The organism is Amycolatopsis sp. NPDC088138 (assembly GCF_044741685.1).
GTDB lineage: Bacteria > Actinomycetota > Actinomycetes > Mycobacteriales > Pseudonocardiaceae > Amycolatopsis.
In genome coordinates, this window is the sequence record NZ_JBIUTB010000006.1 from 908,053 (window position 1) to 922,505 (window position 14,453).

General features: G+C 72.1%; 14 protein-coding genes. 7 read left to right on the top strand and 7 right to left on the bottom strand.

The genetic code is table 11. The features are described 5' to 3' along the window. The first annotated feature begins 9 nt into the window (after positions 1-9). From ACIOD2_RS36145 to ACIOD2_RS36155, 3 genes are read left to right on the top strand one after another with little or no spacing between them, the layout of a single operon-like run. The gene (locus ACIOD2_RS36145) at positions 10-1,965 is read left to right on the top strand and encodes a S9 family peptidase (RefSeq protein ID WP_400548629.1); all 1,956 of its coding nucleotides are present in this window, start codon (positions 10-12) and stop codon (positions 1,963-1,965) included. Between the two features lie 48 nt (positions 1,966-2,013). Further along, positions 2,014-2,346, top strand: a complete 333-nt coding sequence (locus ACIOD2_RS36150; RefSeq protein WP_400548632.1) for a hypothetical protein — start codon at positions 2,014-2,016, stop codon at positions 2,344-2,346. Then, complete coding sequence (locus tag ACIOD2_RS36155; protein ID WP_400548635.1) at positions 2,339-2,989, top strand: HAD family hydrolase; 651 nt, start codon at positions 2,339-2,341, stop codon at positions 2,987-2,989. Before ACIOD2_RS36150 ends, ACIOD2_RS36155 begins: the two co-directional genes overlap by 8 nt. Here ACIOD2_RS36155 and ACIOD2_RS36160 read toward each other — a convergent pair. The 4 genes from ACIOD2_RS36160 to ACIOD2_RS36175 all read right to left on the bottom strand — a co-directional run bounded on the left by ACIOD2_RS36160 (position 2,971) and on the right by ACIOD2_RS36175 (position 7,186). Then, a complete protein-coding gene (locus tag ACIOD2_RS36160) occupies positions 2,971-3,627 on the bottom strand; it encodes an RES family NAD+ phosphorylase (RefSeq protein ID WP_400548638.1) in 657 nt (218 codons plus the stop codon). The two genes, ACIOD2_RS36155 and ACIOD2_RS36160, sit on opposite strands and share 19 nt — an antisense overlap. A gap of 51 nt (positions 3,628-3,678) precedes the next feature. Beyond that, positions 3,679-4,260: a DNA-binding protein gene (locus tag ACIOD2_RS36165; RefSeq protein ID WP_400548641.1), complete on the bottom strand. Its 582-nt coding sequence runs from the start codon at positions 4,258-4,260 to the stop codon at positions 3,679-3,681. A 1,128-nt stretch (positions 4,261-5,388) separates the two neighbouring features. Continuing rightward, complete coding sequence (locus ACIOD2_RS36170; RefSeq protein WP_400548644.1) at positions 5,389-6,366, bottom strand: LacI family DNA-binding transcriptional regulator; 978 nt, start codon at positions 6,364-6,366, stop codon at positions 5,389-5,391. Positions 6,367-6,472: 106 nt separating this feature from the next. After that, a complete protein-coding gene (locus tag ACIOD2_RS36175; RefSeq protein WP_400548647.1) occupies positions 6,473-7,186 on the bottom strand; it encodes a helix-turn-helix domain-containing protein in 714 nt (237 codons plus the stop codon). A 9-nt stretch (positions 7,187-7,195) separates the two neighbouring features. Here ACIOD2_RS36175 and ACIOD2_RS36180 point away from each other — a divergent pair, with 9 nt between their 5' ends. Next, a complete protein-coding gene (locus ACIOD2_RS36180) occupies positions 7,196-7,618 on the top strand; it encodes an NUDIX domain-containing protein (RefSeq protein ID WP_400548650.1) in 423 nt (140 codons plus the stop codon). A gap of 654 nt (positions 7,619-8,272) precedes the next feature. Here the strand turns inward: ACIOD2_RS36180 and ACIOD2_RS36185 are convergent. Continuing rightward, positions 8,273-8,692, bottom strand: a complete 420-nt coding sequence (locus ACIOD2_RS36185) for a YybH family protein (protein WP_400548653.1) — start codon at positions 8,690-8,692, stop codon at positions 8,273-8,275. Between the two features lie 193 nt (positions 8,693-8,885). Between ACIOD2_RS36185 and ACIOD2_RS36190 the strand changes: the two genes are divergently transcribed. Both ACIOD2_RS36190 and ACIOD2_RS36195 read left to right on the top strand, forming a co-directional pair. Next, a complete protein-coding gene (locus tag ACIOD2_RS36190) occupies positions 8,886-9,371 on the top strand; it encodes an MmpS family transport accessory protein (protein WP_400548656.1) in 486 nt (161 codons plus the stop codon). Between the two features lie 52 nt (positions 9,372-9,423). Further along, complete coding sequence (locus ACIOD2_RS36195; protein WP_400548938.1) at positions 9,424-10,167, top strand: ABC transporter permease; 744 nt, start codon at positions 9,424-9,426, stop codon at positions 10,165-10,167. Here ACIOD2_RS36195 and ACIOD2_RS36200 read toward each other — a convergent pair. Further along, complete coding sequence (locus tag ACIOD2_RS36200; RefSeq protein WP_400548659.1) at positions 10,151-10,840, bottom strand: histidine phosphatase family protein; 690 nt, start codon at positions 10,838-10,840, stop codon at positions 10,151-10,153. The two genes, ACIOD2_RS36195 and ACIOD2_RS36200, sit on opposite strands and share 17 nt — an antisense overlap. Before the next feature lie 10 nt (positions 10,841-10,850). Beyond that, the gene (locus tag ACIOD2_RS36205; RefSeq protein WP_400548662.1) at positions 10,851-12,734 is read right to left on the bottom strand and encodes a Na+/H+ antiporter; all 1,884 of its coding nucleotides are present in this window, start codon (positions 12,732-12,734) and stop codon (positions 10,851-10,853) included. Positions 12,735-12,873: 139 nt separating this feature from the next. Between ACIOD2_RS36205 and ACIOD2_RS36210 the strand changes: the two genes are divergently transcribed. Beyond that, entirely contained in the window at positions 12,874-14,451 is a 1,578-nt protein-coding gene (locus tag ACIOD2_RS36210) for a beta-N-acetylhexosaminidase (RefSeq protein WP_400548665.1), read from the top strand. Positions 14,452-14,453 lie beyond the last annotated feature (2 nt).

A 14,453-nucleotide genomic window follows, 5' to 3' on the forward strand; every position in this document is an offset into this window, starting at 1 on the left:
GTCGGACAGGTGCGCCCTGCCGACATCGAAGCCCTCGTCGTCCCCGGCCGTCCCGCCCTGCGCGGAGACCTGCTGCTGACGGCGGTGCAGCACCCCGACCTGAAGACCAACGCCGCGCACAGCGCGCTGAGGCGGGTGTCGCTCGACGGCACCGAGTCCGCGTGGACCCACGGTCCGCACGACTCGGCGCCGTCGATCTCCCCGGACGGGCGCTGGGTGGCCTTCCTCCGCGCGGGGGACGGCAAGGGCGCCGACGGCCGCCCGCAGCTGCACCTGATGCCGGCCGACGGTGGTGACGCGCAGCGCCTGACGTCCCTGCACCTCGGGGCCGGCGAGCCGGTGTGGGCGCCGGACTCGCGGCGCATCGCGTTCGTCGCGCGGGTGCCGGAAGCCGGCCGGTACGGCACGGCGGACGCCGACGACGAGACACCCGAGCCGGCGGCCGAGGCCCCGCGCCGGATCACGCGCATGGACTACCGGATCGACGACGTCGGCTTCCTCCGCGACCGCGTGCAGCGCCTCTTCGCCGTGGACGCCGTCGCAGCCTTCGAAGAGGGCGAGCTGCTCGAGCCGGAACCCCTGACTCCGGGCGAGTTCGACCCGGCCCACCCGGTGTGGACGCCGGACGGCACCCGGATCGTCTTCACCGCGCCGCCCGAGTGGGGCGCCGCCGAAAGCGACTCGCGCGACATCTGCGCGATCGCCGCCGAGGGTGGCGACCCCGAGGTCGTCGTGCACTGCCCGGGTTACTCGGAGCGCCCGGCCTTCGGTGCCGACGGCACGTTGTTCTACTACGGACAGTCCTTTGAGGACCACCGCGAGGCTGCGTCCACCGGGCTTTACGCCGCGACGCCGGAGTTCGGCGTCGGCCCGGTGAAGGCCCGCCGCCTCACCGACATCGAAACCGTCGACTGCGAGGGTTCGGCCGGTCCGCCGGTGGCGCGCGAGGCCGACGTGCTCGTCGCCGTCCGCAACCGCGGCGCGGTGGAGCTGCGCGCGGTCGCCTTCGCCGCCGCCGACGCGCCGCTGGCGGACCTGACCGTGGTCTACGCGGACCGTTCCGCGCTCCGGTCGTTCACCGTGGACGGCCCGGTGATCGCGGCGGTCGTCGCCACCCTGGAGACCTCGGGTGAGGTCGTGCTGCTCGCCCCGGCCGCCCCGCGCGTGCTGACCGACTACTCGAAGCCGTTGCGGGACAAGGGACTCCGGCCGGTCCTCGAGCTGGAGACCACCGCCCCGGACGGCTACCCGGTGCACGGCTGGCTGGTGCTGCCCGAGGGTGAAGGCCCGCACCCGGTGCTGCGCGTGGTGCACGGCGGCCCGTTCACCCAGCAGGACTGGGCGGTGTTCGACGAGGCGCAGGTGTACGCGTCCGCGGGGTACGCCGTGGTGCTCGGCAACCCGCGCGGCTCGGCGGGGTACGGCCAGCAGCACGGCCACGCGATCACGCACGCCTTCGGCACGGTCGACGTCGACGACGTCCTGGCCCTGCTCGACAAGGCGCTGGAGCGCCCGGACCTGGACGCCTCACGCGTCGGGATCATGGGCGGCTCGTACGGCGGTTTCATGACGAGCTGGCTGGCCGCGCACCACGGCGAGCGCTTCAAAGCCGCGTGGAGCGAGCGCGCGGTCAACGCGTGGGACTCGATGGTCGGCAGCTCCGACATCGGCTACACCTTCGTCGACTCCTACATCGGCGCCGACCCCGAGGTGCAGCGCGACCGCAGCCCGCTCAGCTACGCGGACAAGATCCGCATCCCGTTCGCGGTGGTCCACTCGGAGCAGGACTGGCGCTGCCCGCTGGAGCAGGCGCAGCGGATGTTCGTCGCGCTGCGGCGCGCCGGCGCGGACGCGGAGTTCGTGCTGTTCCCCGGGGAAGGCCACGAACTGTCCCGTTCCGGCCGGCCGCGCCACCGCGTCCAGCGGTTCGACGCGATCCTGGAGTGGTGGGGCCGTCACCTGTAACCGCGCCGGTATTGTCCCGGGCCCGGCGGCCTGCGAATCTCGGTACCCATGACGGTGCCCGAGGTGGACTTCGAACTGGAGACCTGGCGGATGGTGCTGTTCCGCAAGGGACCTCGCGCCGACGAGATCTCCGGCGAGATGGCTCTTGAACTGCGCGCGCGTCACCTCGCGGCGGCCCGCGCCCAGCAGGCGGCCGGGACGCTGCGGCTCGCGGGCGCGATCCCGGCGCCGTCGGCCACGCTGCCGGTGACCGGGGTGGCCTTCTTCCGGACGTCGGAGGAGGAGACGCGCGCGATCCTCGACGCCGACCCGGCCGAGCAGGCCGGGCTGATCGCCTCGGAGATCGTCGGGTTCGTCTGCCCGCGAGGCACGCTTGGCTGAGCGCGGCCTGATCTGCTTCGACGTCGACGGCACGCTCGTGCCCGGTACGTCCTCGTCGGTCTGGGTGGCCGCGCGGCTCGGCGGTGAGGACGCGCTCGTCGCCGCCGAGGTCGCGTACGCCGAAGGCCGGATCACGAACGAGGAAACGGCGACGATCGACGCCCGCGGCTGGGCCGGCCGCACCGAGGCGGAGATCCGGGCCCACCTCGAGACGCTGCCGCTGGTCGGCGGGATCGCCGAGACGGTGGCGTGGTGCCGCGAGCAGGGCCTGCGCCCGATCCTCACCACCCTCGCGTGGACCCCGGTCGGCCGGTTGCTCGCCGGGCGGTTCGGGTTCGCCGCGTACTGCGGGGCGGAGCCCGAGGTCGAGGACGGCCGCTACACCGGCCGCGTCGCCCGGCACCTCGACGAGTACGGCAAACGGGACTTCGCGCTGAGCTACGCGGCCGAGCTGGGCGTCTCCCCGGATCGCTGCGCCGCGATCGGGGACAGCCGCTCGGACCTGAAGCTGTTCGCCGCCGTCGGGCTGAGCGTCGCTTTCAACGGTGACGCCGCGGCCCGGGCTGCCGCGACCCACGTCGTCGACGGCGGTGACCTGCGGGCGGTCGTCCCGCTGCTCGAAGCTCAGTTCAGCAGCGTGTAGTTCAGCTCTTCGCAGACGCGGCCGAGCGGGACGTCCAGGCCGGGGTGGTCGAGCGGCAGCAGCACGTCCGGGGCGATCGGCAGGGCCGCGCCCGCGGGCGGGTCCCACAGGCAGATCGCCGGGTCGCCGGAGTCCATGGACGAGCGGTACCAGAGGCCGTCGAGGTCGCTGAAGGCCGCGCGGATCGCCCGGGCCCAGGCCTGTGTCAGCTTCTTCGGCCCGCTCGAGATCTCCTGGGACGCGCCGACCCGCGTCGGCCACAGGCCGGTCAGGTCGAGCAGCCGCAGCGTGCGGGTCGGGCGGACCACGACCAGCCGGGGCCCGCGGGTGCGGCGGTCGACCGTCGAGCTGGTCTGGAACACCTCGGCGATCGACGTGCGCACGGTGAGGCCGAAGTAGAGGACCCCGTTCGCGGGATCGGTGACCGGCGCGCCGCCGCGGCCGGGCGACTGCTGGTCGAACCGGCCGTGCGGGAGCGGGCCGGTGTAGCGGAACGAGTTCCACTGCTGGGGGTGGTTGCCGTGCGCGGTGAAGATCCGTACCAGCCTGGTCGCGGGCTGGACCGTCACCACGTCGTTGGCGCGGTTCAGCTGCCGGACCAGGACGGATCGGGCGGGCGGCAGCGGTAGCCGGGCCATGGGTCGGGGGTGGTCCGTCCTTGTCGGTGATCTTGCTCGGGGAGGTCCAGCCTAGAACGGCGAGCCGAGCGTGGCGATGAGGCGCGCGACGTGCTCCGGGTCACCGCCCGAGAGGAGCCACTGACGCGGGGTCGCCGGGTGGTCGTTGATCACCAGATCGGGTTGGGGTGTGCTCATGAAGGCGGCCACGACGAGCGCGGGCTGGTCCTCGGGCAGAGCCTTGAGCACGGCCTCCAGGCCGGGCAGCACGCCGGAGCCGGCGAACTGCCACGCCGGGAGCCGCCAGCCGCCGTCCTTCCAGCCGGTTAGGCGGCCTTCCTTGAGGCGGTGCCGGATCCGGCTGTCGTCGACCCCGAGGGCCTTCGCGGCTTCGTTGACGCTGAGAGCGCCTTCGGCGAGCACGGCGTGGGCGGCGACGGTGCGCGCCCGGAAGTCCGGTTCCTCTTCCCGCCGCGGCGAAAGATCCAGGCCGACGTCGGTGAGCGCGGCGCGCTGATCGGCCGAGAAGTAGTGCGAGGGATCGGGATTCGGTGGGGACAGTCTGCGCGCGGCGTCTTCGACGAGCGTGAGGAACTCGTTCGCGTCGACCTTCAGGCCCGCCTTGGCGAGGATGTTCTCCAGCGCTACAGACATGCCGCTCAGGTTAACCCGAAACAGCGCGGCTGTGCGGGTTCGTGCGGGTTCGTGCCCTATCTGTGGGGGAATTCACCAGAGATCGACACTTTACGCACATCACTCAACACGTTGAGTAGGCAACTTCCGGCAAGTCTGCCCGCATCGGACGACGTTGTCCAGGCTTGACACTCCGCGGTCCGAGCCTTACGTTCCGTGTGAGTAAACGATTTCCGCTCCGTGCTCACAGGATCCGGCGGGTTGGCGCCGGCCATGGGGGACACAGGGGGTGGGGCGTGCCTGGGGGGCCTGGCACGAGCCGGCCCCCCAGGCACGTCTGTCCCTCGCCCCTCGCTCGAGCGCGACTCGATCCCCGGCCCAGCGCCACTCCAGGCTCGCCGGCCGCCCCTCAGTCACGCGAACCGACCTTCCAGGCGCGTGAGCCGACCGTCCACGCACGTGAGCCGACTCCTCCAGGTACGCGAGCCGACTGTCCGGGTACGTGAGCCGACTGTCCGGGTGCGTGTGCCGACCTTCCGGGTACGTGACCCGACTCTTCGGGTGCGTGAGCCGACTTTCCGGTGCGTGAGCCGACCTGCGGGGCACGTGAGCCGACTGTCCGGGTATGTGAGCCGACTGTCCGGGTGCGTGAGCCGACTCTCCAGGTACGCGAGCCGACCTTCCCTGTACGCGAGCCGACTCTTTAGGTACGCGAGCCGACTGTCCGGGCGCGCGCCGACCTTCCCAGGTACGCGAGCCGACCTTCCGGCATGTGAGCCGACTCTCCGGGTGCGTGAGCCGACTCTCCAGGTACGCGAACCGACTCTTCGGGCGCGCGAGCCGATGCTTCCGGTGCGCGAGCTGGCCTTGCCGGAACGCGAATCGGCCCTGCAGGTACGTGAACCGGGCATCCAGTGCGCGAGCCGACTCTCCGGGTACGTGAGCCGACCCTCCAGGTGCGTGAGCCGACGCTTCCGGTGCGCGAGCTGATCTGCCGGGTGTGCGCGCCGATGCTTCGGTGCGCGAAGCGGCCGTGCGGGCACGCGAGACGTCCCCTTGGGCGCGCCAGGGGCTCTCCGGATGCGCGGATGGAGTCGCCGGGTCTGCGAGCCCGACCGTCCGCACAAGCAGGCCCACTCGCCGGGCGGGTCAGCGGCGGGAACTCTTCCGTTCGATCAAGCGCGCTTCGAGTGTCGTCGTGGTCGCGTCGCGGGTGCTGTCCGAAATCCGGGCCAGCAGCAGCTGGGCCGCCACGCGGCCGACCTCGTAGGCCGGCTGGGCGACCACCGTCAGAGGCGGGTCGATCAGCGTCGTCCAGGGGGCGTCGTCGAAGGAGACGATGCCGATGTCGCGGCCCGAGCGCAGGCCGCGCGCCGAGAGGGCCTCCAGGACCCCGATCGCCATCGTGCTGTTCGCGACCAGCAGCGCGTCCGGCGGGGAGGGCTCGTCCAGCAGCTCCAGCGCCGCCAGCCGGGCGCCTTCCGCGCGGTACTCCGCCCGCCGGGACACGATGTTCCCCTCGCCGACGACGTCGGCGTAGCCCGCGAGGCGGTCGTCGGCCGTGCGGACGCCCGCGGGGCCCGTCAGGCAGCCGACGCGGCGGTAGCCGCCCGCCAGCAGGTGCCGCGTCGCCTCGGCCGCCGCGTGCCGCGTGTCGACCAGCACCTGGTCACCCGCCTCGGCCGGCAGCGGCCGGTCGACCGCCACCAGGGGGGTGCCCTGGCGGCGCAGGCCCTCGACGTTCGTCGACCGGCCGGTGGGGGACAGCACCACCCCGGCGACCCGCTCCTGCAGCGCGACCTCGATGTAGCGCCGCTCCTTGTCCTCGTTTTCGTCGGAGTTGCAGAGCACCACCGAGTACCCGGAACGCTGCGCGAGGTCCTCGACGCCGCGCGCGATCGCCGTGAAGAACGGGTTCTCGACGTCGGAGATGATCAGCGCGAGCACCGCCGTCTCCTGCCGGCGCAGGTTCCGGGCCAGCCCGTTCGGGTGATAGCCGAGCTCGGTGGCGGCCTCCTGGACCCGCGCGGCCAACGTCGGGTCCACAGTGGACTTGCCGTTGAGCGCGCGCGACACAGTCGCCGTGGAGACGCCGGCCCTCGCCGCGACGTCACTGATGGTGGCCACACGCCCTCCCGACCGAAGCCCTGGTCACACTTCGAGGGGGAGAATAGCGCTCCCGGTAGTCGTCGACCGTCCGCTCACCTTTCCGGGCCAGGGCCGGCGGCCGGCGTTACGCCGAACGGACCTGGTCCACAGTGGACCGCCCGGGGAAGTAGGCGCGCGGGGTCAGGCCGGTCAGGGCCCGGACGTCCCGGCTGAGGTGGGCCTGGTCGGCGTAACCCGCGGCGGCGGCCAGCGCGGCCAGCCCCGGTGCGCGCGGGGCCAGCGAGACCGCGCGCTGGAAACGGCTGACCCGCAGGTACGTGGCCGGTCCGTAGCCGATCGCCTGGACGAAGCGGCGCCGCAGCCGACGTTCGGCGACACCGACCTGACCGGCGGCTTCCGCGACCCGCGTGGCCCCGGCCTCCAGCCGGGCGACCAGCGCCGCCACCGCCGGATCGGGTGGCGAGGCATCCGGCAGGCGTGAGGCGATCACGCGCGCCGGGGAGAGATCACCGGAGAGCAGGCGCTCGGTCAGCAGCTCGCCCTGGCGGCCCCACAGCTCGGGCAGCGTGACGCGTCGGTCGCGTAGCTCGTCGGCGGCCACGCCGAGCACCGCTGCCGCGCGGCCCGGCGTGAACCGCACGCCGCGCAGCACCTCGCCGGGCCTGGTCACGGACGACCAGGCCGTGGTGTCCGGGCCCGCGACGAACACGCCGGTGTCCCCGACGACCAGGTCCAGGCAGCCATCGGGCACGATCCGCTTCGGCGCCGAGGCGGCCGACCGCCACACGCAGCGGGCGACGCCCCGCAGCGGCGGGGGTGGTGCCACCTCTTCGTACATACTCCGATCATGCACCTGGGGTCCGACAATTTCGCGCCGCCCATCGACTCACTGGCCTGGATCCACGTCCGCGACCGGCGGCTCCTTTCGGTCCGCACCACCGGCAAGGCGACGTTCTACCTGCCGGGTGGCAAGCGCGAGCCGGGCGAAGGCGACGTCGCCGGGTTGTGCCGGGAGATCCGCGAAGAGCTGGGGGTGACGCTCGACCCGCTCAGCTTCCGGTTCTTCGCCGTGCTGGAGGAGCAAGCCGACGGTTTCGCCGACGGCCGCCTGGTCCGCATGACCTGCTACACGGCCGACCACGAGGGCGACCCGACGCCGTCGGGGGAGATCGCAGAGGCGGCCTGGCTCAGCTCGGCGGAGGCATCGATGTGCCCGCCCGCCGGACAACGGCTGCTGCGGATACTGGCCGACGCGGGGTTGGTCGACTGAGGTCGGTTGCGCCGCCGATGTTCGCCGACACGCTGGTCGGGGCTCTGCTGCGGATGGGCTGGTCTCGGCTAGAGGTCGGATGCTCGCCGCCGCGGTGGTCAGGGTCGTGCGGCGACGATGCTGTGGCTGCTGGCCGGTGTCGGGTGGACATGTCTCGGCTCGAGGTCGGATGCTCGCGCCGCGGTGGTCGGGGTCGTGCGGCGATGGTGCGGTGAATGCCGGCCCGGTGTCGGGTGGACATGTCTCGGCTGCAGGTCGGATGCTCGCCGCCGTGGTGATCGAGGCCGTGCGGCGATGGTGCTGTGAATGCTGGCCGGTGCCGGGTTGGTGGACTGACCTCGGGTGGAGTCGGCTGTGCTGTGGAGACTGCTCGGCGCCGTGGCTGCGGCGACCGTGTCGACCGACGCTGGATCAGGTCGATTGACCTCGGCTGGAGTCGGGCTGCGCCGCTGATGTTCGCCGATGTGATGAGCAGGGTTCTGCGGTGACAGTGCCAGCCGATGCCTGGTTGGTGGAGTGACTTCGGGGTGAGGTCGGCTGTGCTGCGGCTGTTCGCCGATGCGGTGCTCAGGGTGATGCCGCGCTCACCACAGCTCCGAGGCGGCTGCACTGCGCATGCACCGCCTCGTCGCGGAGGCGGTGCATGCCGGCTGGTCACGGCTCGAGGTCCACCACCCCGCGGCCCGTGGTGATGTCGAACGGCACCGATGCCTGGTCGTGGACGATCAGCCAGTCGTCGCCGAGTTTGCGGAAGCAGAACGTGGCCCGGACCCACATGCCCCTCGCCTCCGTTCCGTCGCCGAGGGTGCCGCTCAGCCTGCCGAAACAGTGGCCGAACGCCAGGTCCTCGCCCGCCGTGACGGTCAGGTTGCGGACCTCGTAGCTCACCTCCGCGAACAACGTGAACGCTCTGGCCCAGTTCTTCAGCTTCGCGTCGACCCCCACGTGCTGCAGCGGTGGCTCGACGTCGAACGACACGACGTCCGCCGCGTAGATGCTCCTCAGCGCGTCCAGGTCCTTTGCCCTGATCCCCTCGACGAGCTTGTCGATCTGCTGCCGGATCGCCGTGGTCATGCTGTCTCCTTCGGTCGGGGAACTCCCTCAATGAGAACGACGACGCAGCATGAGCGAATGTGAGGTCCAAGAGCGCACCCGATTGGGTGAAAGTTGGACTTCTTATGGATCGGGGGCTAACGCGGAGTTAGGTCACGGCGAGATGTAGTCGACGCACTCGACGGAAGTGCGCTCGACGAGAGAAGACCTTTCCATGGGTGTTCCCATCGTTACCCCGCCCGCCACGCCTACCGAGCGTGACCGCCAAAGCCGGTGCCGGCCCGCGGGCAATGTCGTCGTCGTGCTCGGTGTGATCGCCGTGGCCATGGCGGTGACGTCGTACGTCGTGCCGCGGTCCACGCACGGGCCGGTCCGGGACGAGCCGGTGGCCGCGCCGGTCGCCCCGGCCGCGGTCAGCACCGTCAGCCACTCCGTCGTCTACGAACTGCTCGGCGCGGACGGCGCCCGCAACGTCACCTACTCGGGCGCCGGGGCGGCGCTGGCCCAGCAGGCCGAGGTCGCCACGCCGTGGTCGGCGGCGTTCACCCGCACCGGCCCGGCCGACCGCACCGAGTTCTACTCCATCGCCGCGCAGAACCGCGGGCCGGGCGAGCTGCGCTGCCGGATCAGTGTCGACGGCGTCGTCCTCGCCGAGAAGGCCGTGTCCGAACCCGGCCGCCAGTTCAGCTGTGCCGTCTGAAAACCCGGCTGAAAACCCGTCTGAAGGCCGTCCGAAAGGCGCGTAAGGCAGGATTCAGGGCGTGATCACCTTCGGGCCCGCCCTGGTGGCCGTGCTGATCCTGCTCACCGTGGCCGGGGCCGCCATCGTCCGCTGGGGCGAGCTGGGCCAAGGCCGCGCGGTGCTGATCGCCGCCGTCCGCGCGGTCGCGCAGCTCGCGCTCGTGTCGCTGGTGATCACCGCGATCCTGCGGTCCAACCCGCTGACCGGCCTGTTCGTGCTGCTCATGTTCGGCATCGCCGCGGCGACGTCCGCGCGCCGCGCCGGGAGCTGGGCGAACCTGCCCTGGACGGCGCTGGCCATCGCGGCCGGCGTCGCCCCCGTACTGGGCCTGGTCCTCGGCGCCGGGGTCGTCCCGCTGCGCCCGATCGCGGTCGTGCCGATCGCCGGCATCGTCATCGGCGGCGCCATGACCGCGACGTCACAGGCCGCCCGCCGAGCCCTGGACGAACTCAAGGCCCGCCACGGCGAGTACGAAGCCGCCCTCGCCCTGGGTTTCATGCCGCGCCCGGCCGCGCTCGAGATCTGCCGCCCAAGTGCCGGCCACGCCCTCATCCCCGCGCTCGACCAGACCCGCACAGTGGGGCTGGTGACGCTGCCCGGCGCGTACGTCGGTGTCCTGCTCGGCGGCGCCGGCCCGATCCAGGCGGGCACCACGCAGGTGCTCGTCCTGATCGGGCTGCTCGCCGCCGAAGCCGTCTCGATCCTGGTGACCGTCCAGTTCGTCGCGGCCGGGAAGCTCAGCCGAGCGGGTTAGCCAGGTGCGCGGTGTCGTTGAAGCGCCGCACGATCCAGCGGTCGCCGAGCAGCACCAGGTGCGAGATCGAGCCGTTGTCCGCGCCGAGGTAGGCGAACCGCTCGACGGACCGGCCGGCCTGGGCGAACACCTCGCCGATCACACCGCCGTGGGTGAAGACGGCGACGCGCTGGTCGGGGTGGGCGGCGGCGATGCGGGTGAGCGCGTCGCGCAGCCGGGCGCCGAACGCCTCGTCGGACTCCGCGCCCGGGATGACGTCCCAGCGCTGCTCGGCCCACAGCCGGTCGACGATCGGGTGGCCGTCGGTCGTGTACTTGCGGAAGAGGCCGTTCTCCCAGTCGCCCAGGTGGATCTCACGCAGGTCGCGCTCGACGACGGGGGTGATCCCGAGCTTCTCGGCCAGCGGCGCCGCGGTCTGCACCGTGCGGCGCAGCGTCGTCACGTAGATCGCGTCGATGCGCTCGCCGGCCAGTCGGACGCCGATGCGCTGGGCGTGGTCGCGGCCCTCCGGCGCGAGGTCCGGGTCGGCCTGGCCGTCGACCAGGTCGAACGGGTTGCTGGCCCGGGCCGGCGCGGATTCGCCGTGCCGGACCAGGAAGATCTCGGTCGCGCCCGGGGGCGGGCTGAACCGGTGCTGCCGGTATTCGATCTCCTGCTCGGGCGTGCTCGTCATGGCCCCGACATTAGCCGAGCTGTTTGTCCACGAAGCACCATCGCCAGGTCTCGCCCGGTTCGAAGCTGCGCATCACCGGGTGCCTGCTCTCGTGGAAGTGCCGGGTGGCGTGCCGGCGCGGCGAGGAGTCGCAGCACGCGACGTTGCCGCACTTGAGGCACATCCGCAGGTGCACCCAGGTCGTGCCCTCCTCGATGCAGGCCGCGCAGGTGTCCGGCGAGCTGGGGTCCTTGTCCACCCACTCGTGCGCCAGGTGCTTGCACGACCCCGCGGTCGCGGCCGGGGTGCGCAGCTCGCGGCCTTCGACGTCGGGTTCCTCCTCGGCGCGGTCCAGCATGGACTCCTCGATGTCGAGGCGCTCCAGGACCTTCCGCAGGACGTCGTCGTCGGCGCTGCCGGCGGCACGGGCCTTCAGGAACTGATCGCGTTCGACCTCGAGGAGCTGGATCCGCAGCCGGCGGTAGGCGTCGCTGGGCGTCTCGGCCAGCACGCTCTGGCGGCCGAGCTGCTCCCACGCCGAGTCGGACCGGTTCTGCAGCCGGTCGCGGATGCGCTGGATGATCTCGGGCGGGTCGTCGGGCTGCTGGATCTCTTCGAGCTTCAGCAGCGCCGCGGTGGTCATGTCGTGCAGCACGGACGCCTCCTGCAGCGCGTCCTCCGCCGGGTCCGGCCGGGGCAGGCGCAGCCGCCGGATCAGCGGCGGCAGCGTCATGCCCTGCACGGCGAGGGTGCCGGCCACGACGACGAACGCGGCGAGCACCAGCACGGCCCGCTGCGGGGTGTCCGTCGGCAGCACGAACGCGGCGGCGAGCGTCACGACGCCGCGCATCCCCGCCCAGGAGATCACCGCCGAGTAGCGCCACGGCCAGATCTTCGCCTTCTGCCGCTTCGGGATGAGCCGCCGTTCCAGCCGTTTCACGGTGCCGATGCCGAGCATCCACAGCATCCGCGTGAGGATCGTCGCGGCGAGCACCGCCACGCAGATCCAGGTGAGCATGCCCAGCGACAGCTGGGATTCGCCGACTTCGCTGAGGATCCGCCGCAGCTGCAGGCCGATCAGCAGGAAGACCATGTTCTCCAGCAGGAACGCGATGGTCTGCCAGTTCAGCCTGCTGGCCAGGCGCGCCGAGCCGGAGAGGATCTTCGGGGCCTTGTGGCCCAGGATCAGCCCGGAGACGACCACCGCGAGCACGCCGGACCCGTGGATCGCCTCGGCCGGGATGTAGGCGATGAACGGCACCGCGAACGACAGCGCGGTGTCCAGCACCGGCTCGTTCATCCGTGCGCGGATGAACGCGGCCACGAACCCGACGACCAGCCCGACCACGATCCCGCCGATGGCCGCGCGGAAGAAGTCGGCGCCGACCTGCCAGAGGCTGACCGAGCCGGCCAGCGCGGCGATGGCCGTGCGGAGGGCGACGAGCGCGGCCGCGTCGTTGAACAGGCTCTCGCCCTCCAGCAGCCGGATCAGCTTGCGGGGCATGCCGACGCGGCGTGCGACGACGCTGGCGGCGACCGCGTCCGGCGGGGCGACGATCGCGCCGAGCGCGATCCCGCCGGCCAGCGGCAGGTCGGGGATCACCGCCCAGGCGACCAGCCCGACGCCGAAGGCGGTGAACACGACCAGCCCGACCGACATCAGGCCGATCGCGCCGCGGTTCTTCCGGAAGTCGACCAGTGACGTCTGGATGGCCGCCGAGTACAGCAGCGGCGGGAGCAGGCCGAGCAGCACGACCTCGGGGTCCAGGTGGTACTCGGGGACACCGGGCACGTAGGACGCGCCGACGCCGACGACGATCAGGCACAGGGGCGCCGACCAGTCCAGCCGCCGCGCGAGCGCGCTGACAAAAAGGACGGTCACGACCAGGGCCACTATCTCTGCCGCGATGTGCACGGGGTAATCATCACCCGAACCGCCGTGGCGGTGTGCCGCGCGGGTCGGTTCTGGTTGAATCGTCCCGGCTCGAGGAGCGGACGCCGCCATCTCCTGTGGGCCCTGCCTGATCCGTTTCGTCCGATCATGGAGGGTTTTGATGGCGGTCTCACGGACAAGACGTGTGCTGCGGCTCGGCCTGGTGGCCGCGCTGACGGCTTCGGCGCTGGCGGGTGGCGTGTCGACGGCCTCGGCCGCGCCCGTCCCGTTCAGCGGTGTCGTCCCGGCACCGGCGAGCGCGGTCCCGGCGAGCGGGGTGACGTTCACCCTCGGCTCTGGCGTCGCGATCTCCGCCGACGTCGCCGCGATCGGCGACCAGCTCGCGACGACCCTGCGCCGGTCCACCGGCTACGCGATCCCGGTGCACTCCCCGCCGTCGGGCACCGACGGCGTTCGGCTGCTGCTTTCCGGCGCACCGGATTCGGTAGGTGACCAGGGCTACCAGCTCGACGTCACGGCGTCCGGCGTGGTCGTGCGGGCCCGGCAGGCCGCGGGCCTGTTCGCCGGCGTCCAGACGCTGCTGCAGCTGCTCCCGCCGACCGCGCAGGGCTCCACGGTGACGGCGGGGCCGTGGGTGCTGGCCGGCGGCCGGGTCACCGACCAGCCGCGGTTCGGCTACCGCGGCGCGATGCTCGACGTCGCCCGGCACTTCTTCACCGTCGCCCAGGTGGAGCGGTACGTCGACCAGCTCGCCCGGTACAAGGTCAACACGCTGCACCTGCACCTGGCCGACGACCAGGGCTGGCGGATCGTGATCAACGGCTGGGAGCGCCTCGCCACCTACGGCGGCAGCACCCAGGTCGGCGGCGGCCCGGGCGGTTACTACACGCAGGCCGACTACGCCGCGATCGTCGCGTACGCCCAGGCGCGGTACATCACGGTCGTGCCGGAGATCGACCTGCCGGGCCACACGAACGCCGCGCTGGCCTCCTACGCCGAGCTGAACTGCGACGGCAAGGCGCGCCCGCTCTACACCGGCACCGACGTCGGGTTCAGCTCGCTGTGCACGTCGAAGGAGATCACCTACACGTTCCTCGACGCCGTCCTCGGCCAGCTCGCCGCGCTGACGCCGGGCAAGTACCTGCACATCGGCGGCGACGAGGCGCAGTCGACGAAGCCGGCCGACTACAAGGCGTTCATGAACCGCGTCCAGCAGATCGCCGCCGCGCACGGGAAGAGCGCGCTGGCCTGGCACGAAGTCGTCAACGCGACCCCGGCGCCCGGGACCGTCGCCCAGTTCTGGGACACCACGACGAGCAACAGCGCGGTGACGGCGGCGGCCAGGAACGGCACGAAGCTCGTGCTGTCGCCGGCCAACCACGCCTACCTCGACATGAAGTACACGTCGAGCTCGCCGGTCGGGCAGGACTGGGCCGGGCTCGTCGAGGTCAAGAAGGCCTACGACTGGAACCCGGGCGCCTACCTCTCCGGCGTCGCCGAGTCCGCCGTCGCGGGCGTCGAAGCTCCACTGTGGACGGAGACGGTGACGACCAGCGCGGACCTCGAGTACCTGGCGTTCCCGCGGCTGGCGGCGATCGCCGAGCTCGGGTGGTCACCGCAGAGCACCCACGACTGGACGGCGTTCTCGAAGCGGCTCGCCACCCAGGGGCCCCTCTGGAAGCTGCTGGGGATCAAGTACTACAAGTCGCCGCAGGTGACCTGGCCGGCCGGCGCCTAGGC